This window comes from Fischerella major NIES-592 (genome assembly GCF_001904645.1).
In the GTDB taxonomy this organism is placed as follows: Bacteria; Cyanobacteriota; Cyanobacteriia; order Cyanobacteriales; family Nostocaceae; genus Fischerella; species Fischerella thermalis.
The window spans coordinates 1-21,987 of record NZ_MRCA01000006.1 but is presented as its reverse complement, the minus strand read 5'-3'; the positions used below and the strand labels follow the sequence as shown (position 1 = coordinate 21,987).

Below are 21,987 nucleotides of genomic sequence, written 5' to 3'. Positions count from 1 at the left end.
TTCCTCAAACTCTCATCTGTTCGGGTCTTGGTCTGAAAAATACTGCTCCCATAATTCTTGATCTTGAGTAGGCATTTCCATCAGCAGTTGCTCAACTAACTTTATCCCCATTGGTGAGGGATTAGCACGACCGTTTTCCCAAGGGTTGACCGTCTGAAACGAAACCCCCAACTGACGAGCTAGTTGCTCCTGTGAGATTCCTAGCCTTTTTCTCAACTCACGAATGAGATTCGGAAACTTTGGCCTTGCGGTCACTGTTGTGTACTCTTTTCTCTCTTAAATATTCAGAATAAGATTAAACACTTGGTATAACAAATGGTATATTTGCGTAATTTTTGAACTAAATTCAGAATAAGATGAGCTAATCAAAACTATCATCATCAAAGCAAACAGACTTACAAACTCTCATAAAAATCTCTGCGGAAATCAATGCTTCATTAATCGTATTTTGTAATTTTTCAAACGTTTACATTGCTCAATAAACTAATCTCTGATTATGGTAAAAATCAAACAGCCACTACTTTGAGTAAATAGAATTAATATGAAAACAATATAAAAAATGTAATTGAGAAAACAGAAAAATGGAAAAGTATGTATGCACAGTCTGTGGTTACGTATATGACCCAGCGGAAGGTGATGTAGATGCTGGCATACCAGCAGGCACAGCTTTTGCAGATTTACCTGAAGACTGGGTATGCCCAGTATGTGGCACAGAAAAAGACGGTTTTGAACCAGAGTAGTGAGGTGGGGGTATGAGGGATGGAAGAGTAACCACTAACTACTAACCACTAGCTAATAAAAATTGATAATTGACTAATGACAAATGACAAATTGCAAATAGTAGTTATAGGTGGTGGCGCGGCTGGCTTTTTTGGCGCGATCACTGCTGCTAAAGCTCATCCTCGCGCCCATGTGATTTTACTAGAAGCCAGTCATCAACCATTGGCAAAGGTTCGTATTTCTGGTGGTGGACGCTGCAATGTTACTCATGCTTGTTTTGAACCCCAAGAGTTGGTAAAAAATTATCCCAGAGGTGGCAAAGCTTTATTGGGCGCTTTTACCCGCTTTCAACCCCAAGATACGATCACCTGGTTTCAGGCTCATGGTGTTAAGTTAAAAACTGAGGCTGATGGCAGAATGTTTCCCACTACAGATAGTTCAGAAACTATCGTCAACTGCCTCATGAGTGCAGCCAAAGCATCTGGGGTGGAACTACGCACAGGAACTGCGGTGGTGGGAGCCAGGCTAGGAGGGGCAAATTCCCCACTTTCTCACTTCGAGATTACTCTGAGGTCGGGCGAGAAATTACAATGCGATCGCCTACTATTGGCAACAGGTAGCAATCCCATAGGCTATAAAATAGCTCAACAACTAGGACATACTATTGAACCACCAGTCCCATCTTTATTTACCTTCAATATTAAAAATAAAAAGCTGACAGAATTAGCTGGGGTAAGTGTTAATCCTGTGAAATTACGGCTAGTTGTACCAGAATATCCCCCTCTGGAACAAACAGGCCCATTACTGATTACCCATTGGGGTTTAAGTGGTCCAGCGGTGTTGAAATTGTCTGCTTGGGGTGCAAGAATGCTGCACTCAAGTAATTATCAAGCCACTTTAGTTATTAATTGGCTACCGTACCTCAAACAAGAACAAGTACGTCAACACTTGTTAACTGCTAAGAACGATTCACCTAAGCGTTTAATCGCATCTCATCGCGTTGTTGACTTACCTCACCGCCTCTGGCAATACATTGTTTTTTGTGTAGGAATTTCTTCTGAAAGTCGTTGGGCAGAATTATCAAACAAAACATTAAATCAATTAGTGCAAGAACTTACACAAACTCAATCTTCGATTAATGGTAAAGGAGCGTTTAAAGAAGAGTTTGTAACTTGTGGAGGTGTCAACCTCAAAGAAATCAACTTTAAGACAATGGAGAGTAAGTTGGTTGGGGGTCTTTACTTTGCAGGAGAAATTTTAGATATCGATGGTGTAACTGGTGGCTTTAATTTTCAAAGTGCTTGGACAACAGCCTATCTAGCTGGTTTAGCAATGGCGTCAGATAGGAATTAGACTAGAGCAAACAAGAAATACATATATTTAGCTATTTAACAACTAACATTTTCTGATATTTTTCATAAATTAAGTCTGATGATTGTATTCTTAACTAATTTGCAGGCATATTTGTTAAGTGAAAAATTTTTTTAAAAAATAAATTCTTTTTTAAAATGTAAGAATATGAATAAAAATGAATAATAATTAACAACTTGACATAATTTTCTTGATCATCAGGAAAAATACTGAGAAATCTTATAAGAATTGAGTATTTGTTTTAAAGACTGGCAAGAAAAAATAAAAGTTTATTTTCTTTCCAGTTTTTAGTTTCTGGATTTTGCCTCTTGTAATATTTTGTGAATGAATGATATTAGCAATACCTTACAATTGATCATCAAAATGGTATAATTTCGGGCTGACAACAAAGATTTGAAAACATAAAATATAGCTAATAAGCTATCTCATTAAACTTTTTATCGGTGGTTATTGCTAACCACTGAACAGTATTTGCTTGGAGAAAAACTACTTATTTTTCTCTAGAAAATTGCTATGGAATTTTAGTTTACCACTGGTAAACAACGTGTTCTCTGTGCATAGAGGTATCACTGACTTAAATGTTGGGAGGTCAAATTGAAACTGAGACTCGGTTTTATCATACTGGGGATTATTTTAATTTCGTTTGCACAATCAAATAAGCTGACTTGTAGTCGAACTGAGCAGCAAGCATCTTGTAAACTAGCACGTTCGGGTTTTCTTTGGTCTGAAGAAAAAGAATTGCCAGTTAATAAATTACAGGGAGCTAGATTTTATAGTCCTAAGGATAACGAATCCTCAAAAGTTGTGATCCAAACTAGTAACAGTGAGGTACCATTTTCTTCCTTCACAAGCTATAGCGATGAAAATCAGCAGCGAGCGATCGCATCCCAAATCAATAACTTCGTCAGAAATAACAAACAGTCATATTTGCAGGTTGAGCAAAGTGATACATGGTGGATAGTGATTGGATTTATTAGCCTTGCTGTTGGTGTGTATCCGCTGTTACAACCAAAATCTTAATTAAAGGCAGGTTCAGTTATCAGTTATCAGTTATCAACTGCTAACTGGTAACTGTTCACCGAATAATTTAATACCTTTTTAAAACGCCTGGTTCTTTCTGCACAGGCAAAACATCTAAAGTATCGGCTTGAGAACAATATTTCAGGTCTTCATAACATTCCAGACGTAACAAACGTTTACCGTGACTGGCGTGGTGAAATAGTCCTAATAAATTATCTTGCCATTGAGAATAAAGAGCGATCGCATTAATAACTTCATCGTTACCAGCAATTTCATCAGTTGGTAAGCCAGTTTGCTCTACAACAGCATGAGCGATCGCACCTGCACAGGCGGTATCTTCTAGAGAAAAACTACCTTCCCAGCCAGAACCTACAATCCATACTGTTTGTGGTTGCATCTCCAAAAGGTATCTCACCACTGCACCACGATTAATAAAAGCTGCTGCAATTACAGTTTGAGCATTTTGGACTCTTTGTAAAGTCCGAGTACCATTGGTAGTACTAATAAACAACCGCCTTCCTTCTACTCTGTCTGGGGTACAGTCGAGAGGAGAATTACCTAAATCGAAGCCAGGAACTTTCGCCCCGCCGCGTTCTCCAGCTAGTAGCCGTTTTTCAGCGGGCCAAGATTGACTGACTTGTATAAGTTGCTCTAAATCGCTGAAGACTTGGACTGCTTCACCACCAGCAGCCAAAACTGTTGCCATTGTAGAAGTGGCTCGCAGCACATCAACTGCGATCGCGCATTCTGGCACTTTATCCACTGGAGTTAATTCCGGAGTATGGTAAATGAATAGCTTCACGCGCTGGGTTACACCTGATTTGAGACTGCCGATATCACATTCTACCCAGTTGGATGTCACCAACCATAGTAGTAGTTTCTCACCACTGGTTTTAACAAATGTGATTACATAAAAAATCTTCTTGTTAGAATGGCAGCCAATTTAGTTGTGAAATCAACGGTAATCTAAAAAAAGAACAAATACCAATAAAGTGTATTTGTTCTTCCTATTAAATAAAGTTATAGGAGTGATAAGTAATTTGTTAATTAAGTAGTTTGTTGTTTAAACCACTCAATTAGTAGAGCATAAGGTTTTGTACCCCTACCAACCACTAACTACTAAGCTACTAACCAAATCAATATGACACCTTTACCTGACTATCACCCAAAACAGCTATCTCTAGGTCCGTTAGAAGCAGAAATTTTGAATATCATCTGGGAACTTGGTTCCGCTACAGTCAAAGATGTACACGATCGCATTCTGGCTGATCCGAATCGAGAACTAGCTTATACTTCTGTAACTACTGTGTTGCGCCGTTTAACTGAAAAAGGTTGGCTTGTCTGCGACAAAAAAGGACGAGCATTTTACTGGCGACCGTTGCTTACAAAACAACAAGCCGAAGTCATCAAAGCCCATGAACAATTACAGCGATTTTTAGCGGTAGGCAACCCCGATGTTGTTGCTGCTTTTGCAGATAGTCTTGATGAAGCAGCTAGTGAGAAAATACAAGCGATCGCCAAACGCATTCAAGCTGCACGGCAAGCAAGGGAGGAATAGTGATGCATCTGCTGATGATTTTGATGGCTTTAGCAATTTCTTGGGGGCTCAGACACTCTTGGAGTGATTGCCAAGCTACCTGGAAGCAACGGTGGCAAAGAACCCTATTTTTCTTTATCTTTCCCCCCTTATTGATCATCATGACAGCGATCGCCCTGCTGTGTATGGGACCCCAAGGTAAAATGGGTGGTTTGCAAGCAGGCTGGTTTGGCTATGTATTAGCATTAATTTTACTTGCTTTTTTTGCAGCATTATGGATCAAACTAGCATGGCAAGGGTGGCGATCAGTAAAATCCGTACGTGAGTGTCCAATTGTCAACCTTGCGGGTAGACAAGTCCGACTACTGGATACAGGAGCATTATTTGCAGGGCAAATTGGTTTTTGGCAACCCGAGCTCGTTCTCAGCCAAGGATTACTAGAAACTCTTTCACCTGCTCACTTAGAGACAGTTCTAGCACACGAGCAAGGCCATTATCATTACCGAGACACATTCTGGTTTTTTTGGCTGGGTTGGGTACGTTCCTGTACTGCTTGGTTGCCAAATACTGATGCTTTATGGCAAGAACTACTAATATTACGCGAACTACGTGCTGATGCTCATGCTGCTTCCCAAGTAGATCCCTTACTACTAGCGGAATCACTAGTATTAGTAATCAGTACTCCGCCTGTGACCTCAGAAATCTGCTGTGCAGCATTGGGTTCTAGTAGCGTAGCTCGTTTAGAACAGAGAATAGAAGCTTTGCTAGAACAAAGCGAACCCACATCAGAATCTCACTTGCTCTCCTGGCACAGTTTTCTATTAGCCTTACTGCCCTTAATCACAGTCATATTTCATTCATAGTTCGTAGTAGGCACTTTAATGGCTCAAGCTGAAATTAGTAAAGACGTGCCATAACAAGTCTGTGCATGTGATTTAAATGTAGCGTCATTAAAGTGAAATGGTATTACTTGCGGGCGAGTGAACTACTAGAAATAAAACCAGGCAGAACCTGGTTTCAAACTTTGAACGATGTTATTACTCTGTTGGCATCCAAGCTGCTTGTTTGACTAGCGATCGCACTGCCTTGACAATAGCATCTGCGTCAATTTGTGCTGCATGAAGTAGTTCTTCTGGAGTGCCTGATCCCGGCATATCTCGTACTGCCAGTTTCACTAGATTCAGCCCCAACTCACCATAAGCTGGAGCAGTACCTATACCCACAAAAGCATCAAGGACAGCAGCACCCAGTCCACCCTCACTCCAGTGGTCTTCTACTACGACAAGTTTGCCAGCAGTATCACGGGCAGCCTGATGCAGGGTTGCAGCATCAATTGGCTTGACTGAGTAAGCATCGATGACACGCACTGTAATTCCTTCTTGCTTGAGGCGATCATAAGCTTTGAGTGCTTCATGTACCGTAATGCCTGCTGCAATGACTGCTACTTGATCGTCATCGGAACTGCGGATGACCTTGCTGCCACCAATGGGAAAGTCTTCATCAACTTCATAGAGAACAGGCGTCTTTTCCCGAGTTGTCCGCAGATAGACAATGCCATCACGATCTACCATTTCAGCGACAAGTTTAGCAGTTTGATTGGCATCGCAGGGGTAGAGTACAGTACTACTCCACACTGCCCGCAAAGCAGCCAAATCTTCCAGTGCCATTTGGGAAGGACCATCTTGACCAATCGAAACTCCTGCGTGAGAACCAACAAGTTTGATATTGGCGCGAGAGATGGCAGCCATACGGATAAAATCGTAAGCCCGACTTAAGAACGCTGCAAAAGTAGAAGCAAAGGGTTTATACTGCCGCACTTGCAAACCCACTGCTGCCGCAACCATTTGCTGCTCAGCAATATACATTTCAAAGTAATGGTCAGGGTAAGCTTTGGCAAAATCTTCAGCATAAGTAGAGTTACTTACCTCCGCATCAAGAGCAACCACATCTGGTCGAGATCCTCCTAAAGCTTTCAAGGCATCTCCGTACGCTTTACGAGTTGCCACTAAATCACCTTCTTGGTAGATGGGAAGTTGAAGAGTTTGAGCTTGCTGCCCAGTTGTAGCTGTTAGAGGCTGCTCCTCAGGCTTCTCGACGGCAATAGTGATGTGACGTTCACCACCCAATTGGGCGATCGCTGCCTTAGCATCATCGGGTTTCAATGCCTGACCATGCCAACCGCCAAGGTCTTCTAAATGTGCAACACCCTTGCCCTTCTTTGTCCGAGCCACAATGACTGTAGGATAGTCAAGGTTATGTATGGCTGCTGAGTATGCTTGATCAATCTCTTCTAAATTGTGACCGTCGATTTCAATAGCTTTCCAGCCAAAAGCTCTGGCGCGATCGCAGTACACCTGAGTGTTCCAACCTAACATGGTTTGCCCTCGCTGCCCCAAGCGGTTGACATCAATGATCGCAATCAAATTTGCCAGTTTGTAATGACTTGCGTGTTCAAAAGCCTCCCATATTGAACCTTCCGCCATTTCACTATCCCCTAACAAAACCCAAGTGTGGTAAGGTAGCTGGTCTAAATATTCGCCAGCCAAAGCAATACCAACAGCAATCGGTAAACCCTGCCCCAGTGAACCCGTTGCTACTTCTACCCAAGGCAGTACAGTTGTAGGATGTCCTTCTAGGCGGCTGCCAAACTTGCGGAGGGACATCAATTCGCGATCGTCAATTACCCCTGCTGCGCGATACATCGCGTACAATAGCGGTGATGCATGGCCTTTGGAGAAAACCAGGTGGTCGTTGTTGGGATTGTGCGGATTGTTGAAGTCATAACGGAGATACTTGGCAAGCAGCACTGTCATCAGGTCTGCGGCGGACATAGAGGAAGTGGGATGACCCGATCCAGCTGCTGTGGTGGCACGAATACTATCAACCCGCAACTGTTGTGCCAACTCATGCCATGCTTGCAATTGTTCAATGGTAGCCATTATTACTCTCCTACTCAATAGGGCTAAAGGTGAAACTAGCTCTGTCGAGCGTAGCGTCCCATTAATTCAGCAGCCTCCAAGACGTGACCTTCCATAGCTGCGATCACGTCTGCCTTGCTAGCTCCCGGTGGCAAATCTAGTATTTGATCCAGCGCATAGAGTTTGAAGAAGTAGCGATGGGTACCGCTAGGTGGACAAGGACCACCAAATCCCAATTGACCAAAATCATTTTTCCCTTGCACACCACCACCAGGCAATGTGGCATGATTGACAACACCTTCCGGCAAATACTCAATATGATCTGGTAAATTATATACAACCCAGTGAGTAAATGTTTCCTTGGGTGCATCAGGGTCTTCCATAATGAGAGCAAAACTGACAGTACCATTTGGTGGACTATCCCAACTCAGAGGAGGAGAGAGATTGTCACCATCGCAAGTGTATTGGGACGGAATGCTGTTCCCTGTCAAAAACGCAGGACTGTGAAGATGCATAAGTTTAATAGTTTCTAATTAGTTTTTTCCACTAAAAGCCAGAAGGAAATGTTTCTGGCACTTCCCCTGTTTCTTGTTTAGCCATCCGGTCTAGCGGTTCTACTCCCCTGGTATCATCAATGTGAATTACGGCATCAAATTGATCCGAGAGCTAAGCATATGAAGTTAGGATGCTGTTCGCTTTAGTTACTAACTGTTGAGTGTTGATTGTTATTAGTAGCTCGTTTGAGCAAATTGCAAACTTCTTCATCACTGACCTGTGGAAAGTCTTGATACCAAAGACCAACGCTATAAAAAGGATCGGGCGTTTGTGGACACACGATTTCGTCTACTAACTTTTGCATCTCCTGATAAGCCTCTGGTGATGAGACTGGCACAGCAACCAAAAGCCGAGCAGGTTGCTGTTGCCGTAATGCTACGATCGCAGCCCGCATTGTTGTACCTGTGGCTAGACCATCATCCACTAAAATCACTGTGCGTTCATGTAAAACTGGGAAAGGTCGGTCATCTCGATAAAGACGCTCGCGTCTATTCAATTCTTGTTGCTCTTGAGTTGCAACCCGCTCAATTACTTTTTGGGATAAGCCTAACATTTGTACTACTGCTTCATTGAGTACCTGCACCCCGCCAGAAGCAATTGCCCCCATCGCTAACTCCTCATGTCCAGGCACGCCCAGTTTGCGGACAAGAAAAACGTCTAGTGGGGCATTGATTTTGCGGGCAACTTCAAAAGCAACAGGTACACCACCTCGTGGTAGTGCTAATACGATTACATCTTTTCGGTTAGCATAAGCTGCTAGTTGTGCGGCTAACAGTTGTCCTGCCGCAGCTCGGTCTTTGAACACCATAGTTTTCACTTTCTCCTGACCGAAAAAGAATGTACGGCTTTGCCGCCGCCGCAGGCTTAAGGATTCACTTCCATTATTTAAGTCTGCGATATCTTTTTTTAATGAAAAGGCACTAATCAGAACAGTTTCTAGTGAACTGATGACGATTGGTTGTGATTGACAGTTTGTCCCTCCTTTGTTTTGGATGTTCCCTACTCCAGCTTATTCTTTTAAAATTTCTTACTCCTCTAACTAATGGGGGTACTCTACTGATTAACCCGTATAACTGATGGATGAATTCGTATTAAATTTAGTTGTTGTACCGATTCTGTTAGCTAAAGCTACATATGATTGTGTATTCACGCTTAAGCATTGGAATCGCTAGAACGCTATCAATCTCTGCGTTAGGCTCGCCGTTTGCTCTAGTATATGCGATCGCTTGATTAACGATCTTGACAAAAGCTATTCTAATTAAATTAGTTCTTAGAATCACCGAGTCTTTATAGTTTGTTACCACTAGCTTCTATTTCTAAAATTTATCTAAATTTTCGTTAAATATAATCATTTCCATAGATAAAAAGTGATGCAACATCTTTGATACTTGTGATTACAATTCTCAGTAAGTAGTTTTTCCACTACTTTGCCAACACAATCAGGGTTAACCTCAACTTCAAGGTGAAAGGAAAGCAAGTAAAACTAATGAATTACTTCTTTCTTTTACCTTTTTATTTCATGGATTAAAATAGACATTGATTGATTTTTACTGAATATAATCTCAGTAATGGTGAAACTAAAAAATAATACATTTCAAATCAATAATTTTTCCATCTTTACTATTTATTTTTTGAGTAATATAAATCAATATATTTGATTTATATTCAGTATCTGAATATAAGCGATCGCGCTTTTAATAAGTCTAGTTCATAATTCAAATCCTCTGCTTTGTTAATTACAACTATCTCTAAGGTGCAACATAATAGCAGATGAAAATGCATCCCAAAGAGGAGTATTAATGTCAGCTTTTCTCAGAGCTGCTGCTGTCCAAGAATTACAATTTTGCAAGATCGAGTAACTGTCAACTGCTGCATAAAAGCCTGCATTGATAGTGTGACCGTTTCCCAAGCGAACTTTTTCACCCTTTGCATCTAGCTGAAAACTAGCTTGAATATACTCCACTAGTTGTAAATAGTCATTTCTGCTAATTTGGATACATTTAACATCTAAATAATTTGGTATTGATAGATACCCTTTAACATACATTACAGAGGGAGTAGGAAGAAATAGTGCTTTAAAAGTAGTAGAAAATTTTAAATCAGATAAAGCAGGAGTTAACATATAAAAATCTCTGTCTCCCCAACCAAAACTTATATAATTGTAATCTTGTGCCGTATCTATACCAACTTGGCCGATAGATATAAATTTATGCCAATCAAAAATATTATTTTTTGTTGGCAATATAATATTGGTGTGAATACCTGTATTAGAAACACAAATTTGCATCTCACAATTGTCTTGTGAGTAATTACCCCATTTTCTAGGTACAAATGCACTGATAATTAGTAACATTAAGCTAAATAAAACTAATCCTGAAAAGTAACAAGAGAACTTATATAATAGGCGTATAAAAACTGAATTATTCGCATTTTTCATAAAAATACCTGCACAGTCTGAGAGCAAACTTCAACAAGGTGTAGACAGTATAGGAATATTTTTACGTATAAGCTATAAAAAGTACTACCCATGAATCGGCGCGCACTGCTGTTAGTAAATCGTCAATCTCGCCAAGGGCAAAAACGTTTGTCAGAGGTGATGAGTTGTCTTGTAGAACAGGGATTTGAGTTGATTGCAGCATCCGCAGAAAATCCTCAGCACTTTTCAGACGTAATCAGGAGATACCAACATCAAGTGGATTTGGTAATTGTTGGTGGCGGTGATGGTACTCTTAACGCTGCGGTAGATACTTTGGTAGAAACTAATTTACCTTTGGGAATCTTACCTTTAGGAACTGCTAATGACCTCGCAAGGACTTTAAAAATTCCCAATTCTTTGCCCGAAGCCACCAAGGTGATTGCCAATGGGAAAGTACAACGCATTGACTTAGGAGAAGTTAATGGCAAATATTTTTTCAATGTTGCCAGTTTAGGGATGAGTGTGAAGATTACCCAGCGATTAACTAAAGAAGTCAAGCGTCGTTGGGGAATATTCGCTTATGCTTTTACCGCCGTGAAAGTTATTTGGGAATCTCGCCCTTTTAGTGCAGAGATTCGTTTACCTGATCAATCAATTAAAGTGAAAACCGTGCAAATTGCGATCGGTAATGGTCGTTACTATGGTGGTGGTATGGCAGTAGCTCCTGATGCGATGATCGATGATCAAAGATTGGACTTGTACAGTCTAGAGATTAGGCACTGGTGGGAAATTATTCCCTTATTGCCAAGAATGCGACAAGGACGACACATAAATGCCCGAAATGTCCGCGCTCTTCAAGCTCAGGAAATTGAAATATATACTCGCAAACCTCGTCCCATTAATACGGATGGTGAAATCACCACCTATACTCCTGCTTATTTCCGTGTGATTCCCAAAGCTGTAGCTGTTTTTGTTCCCCGCTAGGTGGGGAGATAGGGAAGTGTGGGGAGTAGTAAGCAATCAACAATCAACAACCATCAATCTACGATTTTCGGAAATAATGTCAGAATATTTGTATTGGTAACTAATGAAGTTTATTTTATTTATTAAGAGTCGGTATTGTGAAAACTCACATTGCCTCACACCAAATGCATCTGAAATTTTCTCAAGATATCAAGTTACTGTTACAACGATTAGCTGAAAAGCCATTGTCCCTTGGAGATATCCTGGCAGAAACTTCTGAACGAGGTTTTAATTTGGTGATTGCACTGTTAGTTTTACCCTTTTTATTTCCTATGCCACCAGGCTTAACAGGACCCTTTGGTGGTGCTTGCTTGATTTTATCCATGCAGATGGTTTTGGGTAGGCGATCGCCTTGGTTGCCTCGAAAAATAGCTAGGTATAAATTTCCTCGTTCTTTTGCCAATATACTACTGCAAAATTTACGACGCGTTACTAGGATTATAGAAAAAATTGCTCGCCCTCGCTTGTCTAAAATAGCTGATAATCCTTATATTTGGCGGTTTAATGGATTTTGCATTTCTTGGTTAGCAGTGTTGCTAATATCACCAGTTCCTCTTACTAACCCTATCCCAACTATAGGTATTTTACTATTAGCAGTAGCAACAATAGAATCTGATGGTTTACTGATGTGTATTGGATATGTATTTACTATTTTAACTACTTTATTGTTTGCCTTTATTGGTTATGTCTTTTTTATAGCTCCAAGCCTACTGCCACAGTTTCTCAGCTAAAAAATCGGCGTTGCTGAATCAAGATATGAATTTACAATTCACGGGTATGACCAGACGTAGTAGAGACGTAGCAATGCTACGTCTCTACGTCTGGTCAATGATTTGGCATCGAACTACAAAAATGTATGCACACATAATTTATGACCAAATTCAGCAACGCCAAAAAATCGGTAATTGATTTTTTAATTGCAAACTAGGAATTTTACAAAAAACCCTCAGTCCTGTACTGAGGGCAGCAATTAGGTTGCATCTACCTCTTCTATATCCATAATGCTAACAACAGCATCCGGTAAAAATGAACAAAGTTCCAAAATTTTCAATCCGTACCAAGGCAGAAGTTTTGATATGTTTAACCATGCTATAATAAAGCCCCCAGCCAGAGGCTGAAGGCTACAAACTCGGGTGCATCTACCATTTCTTTATCCGTCTTCTTAATGAATGCATCCGGAAGAATTTGTAGAGAGCGATCCCTATTTTTGATTTTGGGATTGTTAAATTCCTGATTTTTAGAGAATAGGGGAGAGAAATATTTTGGCAATTATTTGTCACAAAAGCAGTAGATAGAGTCTCTGGCTAAAAACCACTTGTAGGGAGACGTGCCAGTAGGGCAACATTTGTCAAATTAACTAGTAAAAAACTAGTTTTATTCCCTTTGTCTATGAATATTCTACGTTAATTTCTGACTGGCAATTGTGGAATCGCCGTCTAATCCTACCTTAGTGTTTCTGACTGGAAATTGCGCGATCGCTCTGGCACTAGTCCATATATTTTCAGGTAAGTTGCGCTTTCTGGAAGTTACCCCTTGTAGTATTTGGCTATAGTTAGCATAGGATGAGCAATAGGGCTGAGAAGCGAAGTTTCCAAAGCCGTGATCGCACTTTTATTTGCCTTTCTTGCAGGTGGAGTAATACTTAACATCCTCAAGGAAGAGCTTCCAGAAGAGCGAAAAAGCCGTTTTTGGGCTTTTGTCCTGGGTGCAGGAATTTATACGGTGCTTTTGCTAGCATTATGAGAGTAAAACCATACCATAATTACACCATTTCACAAAATTTTTGATACAAATTCTCTCCCTTGTCTTCCTTGTCTTCCTTGTCCCCCTTGTCCTCCTTTTTGGGATACTCCCTACATTTGTACCAATACCTGTCGGATAATATCTGCTGGTACTTGATCTGTTACAGTCACTGCACCAATTTGGGTTGGTAATACAAACCTGACTTTACCCGCTTTCACTTTTTTATCAATCTGCAATGCTTGAATAATCGCTTCAATATCCAACCCAGCAGGTAATTTAGTTGGTAAACCTGCTTTTTCTATTAAGGCATCTTGCCGTTGTGTCTCTTGTTGCGTCCACATCCCTAACTCTACAGCTATTTGCCCTGCTGCTACCATGCCAATGGCAACTGCTTCACCATGCAGTACTTGTGTATAACCAGTTAAGCTTTCTACTGCATGACCGATGGTGTGTCCGTAGTTGAGGATCGCCCGTAGTCCGGCTTCTTTTTCATCTTTACTGACGACATCGGCTTTGGCTTGACAGGAGCGAGTTAATATAGAGTCTATTAATTCTGACTGAATGTATCCCATCTCATCCAAACGCTGACTCGCTTCTAACTCGGCAAACAGTTGGGCGTCCCAAATTACACCATACTTGATGACTTCTGCCATACCTGCGCGAAACTCACGTGTAGGTAGTGTTTGTAACACATCGGGGTCAATTAAAACTAATCGTGGTTGATGGAATGCCCCTATCAAGTTTTTACCTTGGGGATGATTGACGCCTGTTTTCCCACCGATGGCTGCATCTACCATTGCCAAGAGGGTTGTAGGCACTTGTATAAAATTAATACCTCTTAGCCACGTCGCCGCCGCAAAACCTGTCATATCACCAATGACACCGCCTCCCAAAGCTACCATAGTGGCGGAGCGTTCTAAGCGATTTTCCAGGGCTGTGTTGTATAAATTTTCTATTGAAGCTAAAGTTTTATAGTGTTCGCCATCAGGCAGGATGTAGCTTGCTACTTCAAAACTGGCAGCTTTTAGCGATGCGATCGCTCTTTCTCCATACAATTGAAAGATAACCGGGTTAGAAACTAGCAGGACTTTTTTACCTAAGTGTAAATTAGTCATGAATTCGCCTAATTGATCTAGGCTACCTGGTGCGATCGCAATATCATAAAACTGCTGCGGTAGATTTACTTTAATTACGGAAGCCATCACCAACCCCTTTGCAAGCGCGTGTCGGATATTCTACCGCAATGCAGCAGCCGCTTCACTGTATAGCTGGCGATTATAACTAAAACCGAAATCATTAATCCTTAAGATATAATCCCACATGCTATTCTTCCTCAGCCTGCATCCGCAGCTTCACCGTTAGCTTTTTATTGATCTGGTAAACAGTGATCAGGCATAGATAGCTGATAGCTGATCACTGATCACTGATCACTGTTAACTATTCCCTTGCCCTATTTTCAACCACTAACCACTAACAAATGATTCAATAGACTTACAGAGTAAACAATTGTGGAGAAACGTAATGTTAGCTGTAGTATCTTATGTCGTCTTCTTGGCTATCTTTTTTGGCATTGCTGTCGGTTTACTTTTTGGTCTGCGTGCCGCGAAGATTCTTTAAAAGATAGGGGAGTGTGAGGGGTGTGAGGAGTGTGAGGGATGGAAAAACACTTGTATTCTCCCCCTACTCCTCATACTCCCCCTACTCTCCATCACCCCATCACCCCATCTCTCTATAAAGCTGCGACCTTCTGTTGACTCACAAACGGCGGACGCATTTCTAAACCAAGCAAATTTAGCATTTCTTGATCTGCGTCATAGCCAGGACAAGGAGTGGTAACGGTCAACATATGTCCGTCATCGCTGGAAAAGATAGAATTTGCCCCTGCTAGAAAGCATAAAGCCTGTTCAACTTGAGAAAGTTTTGCTCTGCCTGCACTCAAGCGCACGTCAGAAGCTGGCATAATTAAACGTGCAGTGGCTATCATCCGCACAACATCCCAGATGGGGACATCTGGTTGATTTTCTAGGGGTGTGCCTTGAACTTTGGAAAGAATGTTAATTGGTACAGATTCTGGATGGGGATGTAAGTTTGCCAGAGTGTGTAGCATGGAAACGCGGTCTTCGACATTTTCGCCCAAGCCAAGAATACCACCTGAGCAAACAGTGACGTTGGTTTGGCGGACATTGTTAATTGTATTGAGGCGATCGCTATAAGTTCTAGTTGTGATAATAGTGCTATAGTATTCTGGCGATGTATCTAGGTTATGATTGTAGGCGTAAAGTCCTGCTGCTTCTAATCGCTTGGCTTGGTTCTCTGTCAGCATTCCCAGAGTGCAGCATACTTCTAGTCCTAATGCTGTTACTTCTTTGACCATATCTAATACTTGGTCAAATTGGGAATTATCCCGCACTTCCCGCCAAGCTGCGCCCATGCAAACGCGACTGACGCCGCTATTTTTTGCTTGCTGGGCGATATTAACCACTGTTTCTTTGTCTAAAAGTGCTTGTGGCTTAACTTCTGTTTTGTAACGAGAAGATTGGGCGCAGTAGCTACAATCTTCAGGACAAGCTCCTGTTTTAATAGAGATTAACTTACAAACTTGAATTTGTTTGGGGTTGTGATATTGGCGATGCACACTAGCTGCTTGGTAAATCAGCTCTAAAAAGGGTGTATCGTATATTGCCCGGATTTCTTCTTTTTGCCAATCGTAGCGTATTCCCACGGCTTTGCCTACCTTCTTGATCAATTTGCTGATTTATTTAGGTTACGTCAGACACTGTGTTTTTGGCGTTAAGCGATCGCATCTGTGATTTTGTCTCAGAAATCAGGTTATCAAGAATTGAGCTACATCCCATGAGAATTGTAACAATAAATTTGATGTTGATATCAACTAGTGAATAATTTGATTGTTCTTGGCATTAAATCTTTGTTTCTAGGTAAATAATCAAAGCTGAAATTTGAAGTTGCTTTTTCATTTTCACTGCTAAATTAACAAGAGAGCTACTCCTACTTCAAATTTTGTAAACTAGATCACATTTTCTTTTTACTAACTAAGTCAATGAGTAAAGAAGCTAATAAAATTGTTAAAGTACATGAAGTTTCTGCCACCACATCTTCTACCTTAAGTAGTTATATTGATAGAACTGTCGAAACATTAAAATTTAGCATCGGCGTTGCTGAATTTGGTCATGAATTATGTGTGCATACATTTTTGTAGAGACGTAGCAATGCTACGTCTCTACTATCAAATTTCCAAAAGAGATATCAGGGGCAATCCTGACAACATTAATTCTATTAGTGTTACGGCTGTTACTGATTCTTGGCAATCTCAGCAATACTTTAAATCAGCAAATATTTTTAATTAAACAATTTTATACAAAAACTGAATCAACAGTTGATTACCAACATCATGTTATTTTATCTGATTATATTAAAACAATTAGGAACATAGTTTTAACAGATAATTCGCAAACAAAGCCAGAAAAATCAGCAATGATTCGAGCTATGACTCAGGCAACATTACAAGAGTTAGACCCAAAAAGCAGGCATTATGTGGTCATGTTTTTGTATGATATCAATTTACTGAAAACCTCATCCAAAAAACAATTACCATTATTTTTTGGAGCATCTCTTACAAATGCTAAACTCCAAAACTTAGATTTGAGATATGCCAATTTCCAAGGTGCTGATTTAACTGATGCAGATTTACGTGGTACTGATTTAAGAGGGGCTAATTTAGAAAATGCTATTTTAAAACACGCCTGTTACAACAACTTGACCTTATTTAATCAAGGTTTTGCACCAATCACAGCTGGGATGAAAGAAGTATTAAACAGCAGAGAATGTTTTTCAGCTAGATCGCGTTGATTATAAAAATTATGGAAATTGAACTACCTTTAATTATCACTCAACGCCTTTTATTACGTATGGCTACCCAAGAGGATATACCTGAAATTATCCAGTATTTTACTGAAAATAAAACCTATTTTACTCCTTTTTATCCTCGTTGGGCTGACAGTTTTTTCACAGAAGAGTATTGGCAGTTACAGCTAGAATTAAATTTCCATGAATTTAGGAATGATTTGTCTTTAAGATTATTTCTCTTTTTAAGAGATAACCCTAGAAAAATCATTGGAACTATTAATTTTAGTAACTTTGTCCGAGGAGTAGCGCAATACTGCAACCTTGGCTACGGTCTTGCAGAAGCTGAACAAGGTAAAGGTTATATGACAGAAGCCTTGCAAGCTGCGATCGCATATATATTTAAAGAACTGAATATGCACCGCGTTATGGCAAATTATATGCCTCATAATCAGCGTAGTGGGAATTTATTAAAAAGATTAGGATTTGTCGTAGAAGGATACGCCCGTAATTACTTATTGATTGATGGGCAATGGCAAGATCATATTTTGACAAGTTTGACTAATCCTAATTGGCAAGCTAGATAATGTCAATTATCAATCGTCATTTGTCCTCCTTCCCTTTTCTTGTCTCACACTCCCCCATCTCCGACTATGATCGAGAGAAGGTAAACTAACTTGTACTCATAATGACTCTGGCTGAAACTCCCCATAACACTAATTCTAAAAATCCTTTTCTCAGTCTTAAATACGAACCCGCCTTAGAATCCTTAGGCGATGATTATTACGACGAAGTTGCAGCTGCGGAATTTCCTCAACACATTCTAAGGTGGCGCAATGACGCATTGTTACCAAAGCTGGGGTTAAATCCACAAGCAGTCACAGACGAAGACTTCATCATTGCTTTTGGCAAATTTGCAGGACGCAAGCCTTTATTAGCATTGCGATACCACGGTTACCAATTTGGTGAATACAATCCCCAATTAGGGGATGGTAGAGGTTTTCTCTACGGACAAGTGCGTGGTATTGATGGTGAACTTTACGATTTCGGTACAAAAGGTTCTGGTAGAACACCCTATTCCCGTGGTGGTGATGGAATGCTGACATTAAAAGGGGGTGTTCGTGAAGTTTTGGCAGCGGAAATGTTACACAGAATGGGTGTACGTACTTCCCGCTGTCTCAGCATGATTGAAACAGGTTTATCCTTGTGGCGGGGTGATGAACCTTCTCCTACTCGTTCTTCCGTAATGGTACGGATGAGCAAATCACACATTCGCTTTGGTACTTTTGAACGGTTACACTATTTCCGCCGTCCAGATTTGAGCAAAAAGCTATTAGATCATGTAATTAAAGAATACTATCAACATTTAGACGAGAAACAAGATAAGTATGCTTTATTTTATGCAGAATTAGTTCAACGGACAGCAGAATTAGTAGCACAGTGGATGGCGGTTGGTTTCTGTCATGCAGTCCTAAATACTGACAACATGTCAATTACAGGGGAGAGTTTTGATTACGGTCCCTATGCTTTTATTCCTAATTACGACCCTTTTTTCACTGCGGCATACTTTGACTATTACAAACGCTATTGTTACATTAATCAACCAGAGATTTGTAAATGGAACCTTGAAGCACTCCAGGAAGCATTAAAAGCTGTGATTCCTCAAACAGATATGGAAGCTGGGTTAGCACAATTTGATGATTATTATTTAGCTGAATATCGTTGTTTCATGTTGAAAAAATTAGGTTTTGAAAAACTGTCTGAGCCAGAAGCCAAAGAAATTTTAAAAGCAACTATTGAATTTTTAAAGCATTATCCAGTTAGTTATCATCACTTTTTTGCAGATATGGCTTCTTGCTTTTCTAGCAAATGGAGAGATGATGCAAGTGTGATTCTCAGCAACTCAGAAATTGGACAATCCTTAGGCAGATCCGAATTATTTTTAAATTGGTCAGGGATATACCATAGAATTTTAACGAATTTGACGCCAGATGAAATAGAAAAAGTATCTCAGACTCTGGTTCGTTATAATCCTCAAGTTGTGATTTTAAGACCTGTGATTGAATCAATCTGGGAACCAATTACTCAAGCAGACAATTGGCAACCTTTTTATGAATTACTGAATCAAATTCAATCTCAAACTTAATTTATAGATACCTTTAAATTTGTTCATGATGGTAATATTTGGTCTTCCGGTGGAGTCTCGGCTGGGATGGATATGATGCTTGCATTTATCGCGCATGTATTTGGTGCTGAAATTGCAGCCAATGTACAACTCTACGCTGAGTATTTTCCGGCTACGACGATTTATGGTCGCCCGTTTGAGAGAAAGGATGTTTCGGAGTATATTCGCGAGTTAATGGGTCTACAGCTTGGGGCTACCTGGGACGACAGCAGACCCATCATTCAACTGGCAGGAAATTTGGGCAACCAACCAGCCGCACCATTCTCTGCGATGGTTCAAGTTGGAGATATCGCTCCAGTTCAACTGGCCTTTGCCTGGACTAAAAGCCTGAATGTGCCGCTGATTCTGGGACAAACCAACTTTTTTATGGAATTTTACGTATGTTTTTACCGTTCCAAAATGGAGTTTGAGGTTAAACCCAAGTCGCCGTAAACGGTCTAACACCTCAGCGCAGCGGACGGTATAAAAGCTCTGGTTAAGCCGTATAGGTTGTCTAGCGCCGCACAACTTCGCATATATAGCAGCTTCACTGATTTCAGGTAGGCGCTCATAATCCTTGCTGAGACAATGATATTGGTTAAACCACCCAAATGTTCTTTCGACTACCCAACGCTTTTGCGATCGCCAAGGTTCGGTAAGATTGTATACCGCAATTTCCAACCATCGTTAGAGTACTCTCATTATGGATATAAAACCCTTGCAAAAGAAGGCTAAATCACGAGGTATTGCCGTTAATGGGCAAGGTGGTTATGAACGACATATTTTGTTGTGTACTGGATTGCGCCAAAGTGGAGATACTTGTTGTCCTGCTGAAGAAGGTGCTAAAACTTGGAAGTATCTGGGTAAACGACTGAAACAACTTTCTCAAGACGGACACAACTTTTATCGCACAAAAGAAAATAATGTGCTGTTTCCACGGGCGATCGCCCTCGAACATACTAAAGCTTGATTGCTTTCATCCATCCCTATGCTGTTCAAAATTTTGGTGATTCTGCATACCTTGGGAGCCACTGTCTGGACGGGTGGACATCTGGTGCTTGCTGTCACAGTGTTGCCTCAAGCCCTACGCAACCGCGATCCCGATCGCATCCACCAGTTTGAGAAACACTTCGAGGGCTTTGGACTAGTCGCACTACTCCTCCAGATCATGACTGGCTTGTGGTTAACCTGGATTTACTTCCCTGGTTTGCAGAATTTTTGGACGTTTGATTCCTTTTTGTCTCGCTACATTGGCATCAAACTAGGGTTGCTGTTAGCAACGTTGGTTCTAGCTGTGCACGCTCGGTTTTTCATCATTCCAAACCTAACCAAAGAAACGCTCTATTCCCTGGCGTATCACATTGTCGGTATAACAATGTTATCCGTCTTATTTGTGATTTTGGGTGCTGGAATTCGCGTGGGTGGATTTTCCTAAAAGATTCAGCATTTTTCAGCGTGCTCGTCCGTTGAAACTGAAAGGAGGTGTGTCATGACAGCGACCCCAAACTCAGCCACTCCGTCTCCACTGCCACACAAACAGGTCGAGGCGATTTCCCATAAGATCCCTTGGTATCGCCCCACGTTCTCCCCAGAGCATGGAGTGTATGTCATACTTATTGTCTCGTTTCTAACAGGGGCGGCAGCGGCTCAAGGGTGGACACTAGCAACCACCCTGGCATTTATTTGTGCCTTTGCTGGATTCCAAGCCGAGTATCCTTTGACGCTTCAAATCAAACAGCGCCACAGTTGGAAGCCTCGGTTGCTGGTATGGGGCAGCATTGGGGCTTATCTAGCCCTGCAAACACCCATGCTGCTGTGGCTATACTTGGGGGCGATCGCCGCTTTTCTAATGAATGGGGTTGCTGTGTTCTACCGCAAACAAAAATCGATTTGGAATGAATTCCTTACTTTTGCGGCTGTGTGTTTGGCTGCTCCCCTAGCAGCGATCGCCACTACAGGAACAGCAACAATCTCCCTGTTTGGGCTGTGGCTCCTGAACACCCTGTTTTTCAGTAGTGCAATTTTTACTGTCAAACTGCGCAAACCCAAACCTCCCTCACTGGCCATTGGCCTTGCCTACCATGGGGTTGCAGTGTTGATAATTGCAGCTTTGTGCTTTGTCGGGTGGCTACCGAGCCTAGCGGCGATCGCTTTTGGGATCGTGCTGCTAAAGTTTGGGTTCATTCTTTCGCGACGAGAGTGGTATCAAACAACTGTTATCAAGCATGTAGCGGTGTTAGAAACCCTCGCTGCTGTTTTGTTTTTAGGTCTGAGTGCGATCGCCTTATTGCCAGCCTATGCTAGTGCCGCCGTACAATCATTATGAAAAAGACGTGTTGCTTAAACAGGGGATGCCACCCAGTGATGAGGCACTTCGCGCCTTGGTGTCAGCAGATGTACAAATAACTCCTAAGATGCTGCAAAGGGTGATTCCGGGCTGGGATGTTGAGGCTGGCGTTGCTGCTGCTCGAAAATTCCTGGAGATGCCTGTTTGACTTGTCCAAGCTGGAGGAACAACAATTATTTCTACTCCAAATTAGGTGTTGCTGAATTTGGTCATGAATTATGTTTGCATACATTTTTGTAGCTCGATGCCAAATCATTGTAGAGACGTAGCAATGCTACGTCTCTACTACGTCTGGTCATACCCGTGAATTGT

26 protein-coding genes and 1 pseudogene are annotated in these 21,987 nt (G+C 41.2%); 18 read left to right on the top strand and 9 right to left on the bottom strand.

Translation table 11 applies throughout. From position 1 onward, the window contains the following. Positions 1–12 precede the first annotated feature (12 nt). Positions 13–255, bottom strand: a complete 243-nt coding sequence (locus NIES592_RS12660) for a helix-turn-helix domain-containing protein (protein ID WP_062247434.1) — start codon at positions 253–255, stop codon at positions 13–15. A 326-nt stretch (positions 256–581) separates the two neighbouring features. Between NIES592_RS12660 and rd the strand changes: the two genes are divergently transcribed. The 3 genes from rd to NIES592_RS12645 all read left to right on the top strand — a co-directional run bounded on the left by rd (position 582) and on the right by NIES592_RS12645 (position 3,111). Next, on the top strand, positions 582–740 hold the full coding sequence (gene rd / locus NIES592_RS12655; RefSeq protein WP_073555925.1) for a rubredoxin: 159 nt from the start codon (positions 582–584) through the stop codon (positions 738–740). 76 nt (positions 741–816) lie between these two features. Beyond that, positions 817–2,073 (top strand): NAD(P)/FAD-dependent oxidoreductase, encoded by a 1,257-nt coding sequence (locus NIES592_RS12650; protein WP_073555924.1) that lies wholly within the window; start codon positions 817–819, stop codon positions 2,071–2,073. A gap of 612 nt (positions 2,074–2,685) precedes the next feature. Beyond that, entirely contained in the window at positions 2,686–3,111 is a 426-nt protein-coding gene (locus NIES592_RS12645; protein ID WP_009454460.1) for a hypothetical protein, read from the top strand. Positions 3,112–3,178: 67 nt separating this feature from the next. On the opposite strand, the gene NIES592_RS12640 is transcribed toward NIES592_RS12645, so the two are convergent. Next, entirely contained in the window at positions 3,179–3,913 is a 735-nt protein-coding gene (locus tag NIES592_RS12640; RefSeq protein WP_073556059.1) for a 2-phosphosulfolactate phosphatase family protein, read from the bottom strand. 339 nt (positions 3,914–4,252) lie between these two features. Here NIES592_RS12640 and NIES592_RS12635 point away from each other — a divergent pair, with 339 nt between their 5' ends. Together NIES592_RS12635 and NIES592_RS12630 are read left to right on the top strand one after the other, a co-directional pair. Further along, entirely contained in the window at positions 4,253–4,669 is a 417-nt protein-coding gene (locus tag NIES592_RS12635; protein ID WP_062247440.1) for a BlaI/MecI/CopY family transcriptional regulator, read from the top strand. 2 nt (positions 4,670–4,671) lie between these two features. Next, positions 4,672–5,511 carry a M56 family metallopeptidase gene (locus NIES592_RS12630; protein ID WP_073555923.1) on the top strand — a complete coding sequence of 280 codons (840 nt, stop codon included), beginning with the start codon at positions 4,672–4,674 and terminating at the stop codon, positions 5,509–5,511. Between the two features lie 174 nt (positions 5,512–5,685). Here NIES592_RS12630 and NIES592_RS12625 read toward each other — a convergent pair whose 3' ends face one another. The 4 genes from NIES592_RS12625 to NIES592_RS12605 form a co-directional block, all read right to left on the bottom strand. Further along, positions 5,686–7,587, bottom strand: a complete 1,902-nt coding sequence (locus NIES592_RS12625) for a transketolase (RefSeq protein WP_073555922.1) — start codon at positions 7,585–7,587, stop codon at positions 5,686–5,688. A gap of 35 nt (positions 7,588–7,622) precedes the next feature. Continuing rightward, positions 7,623–8,081, bottom strand: coding sequence for a YbhB/YbcL family Raf kinase inhibitor-like protein (locus tag NIES592_RS12620; protein ID WP_073555921.1), 459 nt, complete (start codon positions 8,079–8,081; stop codon positions 7,623–7,625). 182 nt (positions 8,082–8,263) lie between these two features. Then, entirely contained in the window at positions 8,264–8,929 is a 666-nt protein-coding gene (locus NIES592_RS12610) for a phosphoribosyltransferase (RefSeq protein WP_073555920.1), read from the bottom strand. A 924-nt stretch (positions 8,930–9,853) separates the two neighbouring features. After that, complete coding sequence (locus NIES592_RS12605) at positions 9,854–10,558, bottom strand: TIGR02117 family protein (RefSeq protein WP_062247451.1); 705 nt, start codon at positions 10,556–10,558, stop codon at positions 9,854–9,856. Positions 10,559–10,648: 90 nt separating this feature from the next. On the opposite strand from NIES592_RS12605, the gene NIES592_RS12600 reads away from it, so the two are divergent. From NIES592_RS12600 to NIES592_RS25160, 4 genes are all read left to right on the top strand, one after another. Then, positions 10,649–11,521 carry a lipid kinase gene (locus tag NIES592_RS12600; protein ID WP_073555919.1) on the top strand — a complete coding sequence of 291 codons (873 nt, stop codon included), beginning with the start codon at positions 10,649–10,651 and terminating at the stop codon, positions 11,519–11,521. 164 nt (positions 11,522–11,685) lie between these two features. Then, positions 11,686–12,291, top strand: coding sequence for an exopolysaccharide biosynthesis protein (locus NIES592_RS12595; protein ID WP_062250640.1), 606 nt, complete (start codon positions 11,686–11,688; stop codon positions 12,289–12,291). A 25-nt stretch (positions 12,292–12,316) separates the two neighbouring features. Beyond that, a complete protein-coding gene (locus NIES592_RS25165; protein WP_178379541.1) occupies positions 12,317–12,469 on the top strand; it encodes a hypothetical protein in 153 nt (50 codons plus the stop codon). 690 nt (positions 12,470–13,159) lie between these two features. Beyond that, the gene (locus NIES592_RS25160) at positions 13,160–13,303 is read left to right on the top strand and encodes a hypothetical protein (protein ID WP_178379540.1); all 144 of its coding nucleotides are present in this window, start codon (positions 13,160–13,162) and stop codon (positions 13,301–13,303) included. 110 nt (positions 13,304–13,413) lie between these two features. On the opposite strand, the gene aroB is transcribed toward NIES592_RS25160, so the two are convergent. Continuing rightward, complete coding sequence (gene aroB, locus NIES592_RS12590; RefSeq protein WP_073555918.1) at positions 13,414–14,505, bottom strand: 3-dehydroquinate synthase; 1,092 nt, start codon at positions 14,503–14,505, stop codon at positions 13,414–13,416. Positions 14,506–14,824: 319 nt separating this feature from the next. On the opposite strand from aroB, the gene petL reads away from it, so the two are divergent. Continuing rightward, a complete protein-coding gene (gene petL / locus NIES592_RS12585; RefSeq protein WP_009457099.1) occupies positions 14,825–14,920 on the top strand; it encodes a cytochrome b6-f complex subunit PetL in 96 nt (31 codons plus the stop codon). A gap of 112 nt (positions 14,921–15,032) precedes the next feature. On the opposite strand, the gene bioB is transcribed toward petL, so the two are convergent. Further along, positions 15,033–16,025 carry a biotin synthase BioB gene (gene bioB, locus NIES592_RS12580; protein ID WP_062247457.1) on the bottom strand — a complete coding sequence of 331 codons (993 nt, stop codon included), beginning with the start codon at positions 16,023–16,025 and terminating at the stop codon, positions 15,033–15,035. Between the two features lie 575 nt (positions 16,026–16,600). On the opposite strand from bioB, the gene NIES592_RS12575 reads away from it, so the two are divergent. From NIES592_RS12575 to NIES592_RS25890, 4 genes are all read left to right on the top strand, one after another. Beyond that, on the top strand, positions 16,601–17,170 hold the full coding sequence (locus NIES592_RS12575; RefSeq protein ID WP_073555917.1) for a pentapeptide repeat-containing protein: 570 nt from the start codon (positions 16,601–16,603) through the stop codon (positions 17,168–17,170). Positions 17,171–17,181: 11 nt separating this feature from the next. Continuing rightward, a complete protein-coding gene (gene rimJ, locus NIES592_RS12570) occupies positions 17,182–17,751 on the top strand; it encodes a ribosomal protein S5-alanine N-acetyltransferase (protein ID WP_073555916.1) in 570 nt (189 codons plus the stop codon). A gap of 101 nt (positions 17,752–17,852) precedes the next feature. Continuing rightward, positions 17,853–19,310 (top strand): protein adenylyltransferase SelO, encoded by a 1,458-nt coding sequence (locus NIES592_RS12565; protein WP_073555915.1) that lies wholly within the window; start codon positions 17,853–17,855, stop codon positions 19,308–19,310. A gap of 72 nt (positions 19,311–19,382) precedes the next feature. Then, positions 19,383–19,781, top strand: coding sequence for a hypothetical protein (locus tag NIES592_RS25890; RefSeq protein WP_256678127.1), 399 nt, complete (start codon positions 19,383–19,385; stop codon positions 19,779–19,781). 78 nt (positions 19,782–19,859) lie between these two features. On the opposite strand, the pseudogene NIES592_RS12550 reads toward NIES592_RS25890, so the two are convergent. Next, positions 19,860–19,964, bottom strand: a pseudogene (locus tag NIES592_RS12550) (transposase); the annotation flags it as partial. A 67-nt stretch (positions 19,965–20,031) separates the two neighbouring features. Between NIES592_RS12550 and NIES592_RS12545 the strand changes: the two are divergent. From NIES592_RS12545 to NIES592_RS25150, 4 genes are read left to right on the top strand one after another with little or no spacing between them, the layout of a single operon-like run. Beyond that, on the top strand, positions 20,032–20,298 hold the full coding sequence (locus NIES592_RS12545; RefSeq protein WP_062247464.1) for a hypothetical protein: 267 nt from the start codon (positions 20,032–20,034) through the stop codon (positions 20,296–20,298). Positions 20,299–20,316: 18 nt separating this feature from the next. Next, the gene (locus NIES592_RS12540) at positions 20,317–20,763 is read left to right on the top strand and encodes a CopD family protein (RefSeq protein WP_073555914.1); all 447 of its coding nucleotides are present in this window, start codon (positions 20,317–20,319) and stop codon (positions 20,761–20,763) included. A gap of 54 nt (positions 20,764–20,817) precedes the next feature. Beyond that, positions 20,818–21,654 (top strand): YwiC-like family protein, encoded by an 837-nt coding sequence (locus NIES592_RS12535; protein WP_084552299.1) that lies wholly within the window; start codon positions 20,818–20,820, stop codon positions 21,652–21,654. 7 nt (positions 21,655–21,661) lie between these two features. Further along, positions 21,662–21,823, top strand: a complete 162-nt coding sequence (locus NIES592_RS25150) for a hypothetical protein (RefSeq protein ID WP_180967156.1) — start codon at positions 21,662–21,664, stop codon at positions 21,821–21,823. Positions 21,824–21,987 lie beyond the last annotated feature (164 nt).